The sequence below is a fragment of the Pseudoalteromonas luteoviolacea genome, assembly GCF_018100925.1.
Lineage (GTDB): Bacteria > Pseudomonadota > Gammaproteobacteria > Enterobacterales > Alteromonadaceae > Pseudoalteromonas > Pseudoalteromonas obscura.
This window is the reverse complement of record NZ_JAGJEH010000041.1, coordinates 1-1679: the sequence shown is the minus strand read 5'-3', so window position 1 is coordinate 1679 and position 1679 is coordinate 1. Positions and strand designations below refer to the sequence as shown.

At 51.5% G+C, this 1679-nt stretch carries 1 rRNA gene; it reads left to right on the top strand.

Annotated features, from left to right (window positions below):
- Positions 1–1661 (top strand): 23S ribosomal RNA (locus J8M00_RS27925); the annotation flags it as partial.
- Between the last annotated feature and the right edge of the window lie 18 nt (positions 1662–1679).

The window sequence follows — 1679 nt, the reverse complement described above, 5'->3', positions numbered from 1 at the left end:
TATCAGAAGTGCGAATGCTGACATGAGTAACGATAATGCGGGTGAAAAACCCGCACGCCGGAAGACCAAGGGTTCCTATCCCATGTTAATCAGGGTAGGGTGAGTCGACCCCTAAGGCGAGGCTGAAGAGCGTAGTCGATGGGAAACGGGTTAATATTCCCGTACTTGGTATAAATGCGATGGGGGGACGGAGCAGGCTAGGCAAGCATGGCGTTGGTTGTCCATGTGAAAGGCTGTAGGCTGGTGACTTAGGAAAATCCGGGTCGCTAAGGCTGAGAGTCGAGACGAGCTACTACGGTAGTGAAGTTGTTGATGCCCTACTTCCAGGAAAAGCCTCTAAGCTTCAGTTTATATCGAATCGTACCCTAAACCGACACAGGTGGTCAGGTAGAGAATACTAAGGCGCTTGAGAGAACTCGGGTGAAGGAACTAGGCAAAATTGTACCGTAACTTCGGGAGAAGGTACGCTCTTGTTTGTGAAGGACTTGCTCCATAAGCAGACGAGAGCCGCAGTGACCAGGTGGCTGGGACTGTTTATTAAAAACACAGCACTGTGCAAAATCGTAAGATGACGTATACGGTGTGACACCTGCCCGGTGCCGGAAGGTTAATTGATGGGGTTAGCTTAGGCGAAGCTCTTGATCGAAGCCCCGGTAAACGGCGGCCGTAACTATAACGGTCCTAAGGTAGCGAAATTCCTTGTCGGGTAAGTTCCGACCTGCACGAATGGTGTAACCATGGCCACGCTGTCTCCACCCGAGACTCAGTGAAATTGAAATCGCAGTGAAGATGCTGTGTACCCGCGGCTAGACGGAAAGACCCCGTGAACCTTTACTACAGCTTGGCACTGAACATTGACCCTACATGTGTAGGATAGGTGGGAGGCTTTGAAGCACAGTCGCTAGATTGTGTGGAGCCGTCCTTGAAATACCACCCTTGTAGTGTTGATGTTCTAACTTAGGTCCCTGATCGGGATTGAGGACAGTGCCTGGTGGGTAGTTTGACTGGGGCGGTCTCCTCCCAAAGAGTAACGGAGGAGCACGAAGGTTGGCTAAGTACGGTCGGACATCGTACGGTTAGTGTAATGGTAGAAGCCAGCTTAACTGCGAGACAGACACGTCGAGCAGGTACGAAAGTAGGTCATAGTGATCCGGTGGTTCTGAATGGAAGGGCCATCGCTCAACGGATAAAAGGTACTCCGGGGATAACAGGCTGATACCGCCCAAGAGTTCATATCGACGGCGGTGTTTGGCACCTCGATGTCGGCTCATCACATCCTGGGGCTGAAGTCGGTCCCAAGGGTATGGCTGTTCGCCATTTAAAGTGGTACGCGAGCTGGGTTTAGAACGTCGTGAGACAGTTCGGTCCCTATCTGCCGTGGGCGTTTGAGAATTGAGAGGGGCTGCTCCTAGTACGAGAGGACCGGAGTGGACGAACCGCTGGTGTTCGGGTTGTTATGCCAATAGCATTGCCCGGTAGCTACGTTCGGAATCGATAACCGCTGAAAGCATCTAAGCGGGAAGCGAGCCTCGAGATGAGTTCTCACTTTAACTTTAAGTTAACTGAAGGGCCGTTGAAGACTACAACGTTGATAGGCGAGATGTGGAAGTGCTGTGAGGCATTGAGCTAACTCGTACTAATTACCCGTGAGGCTTAACCATACAACGCCAAAGTGGTTT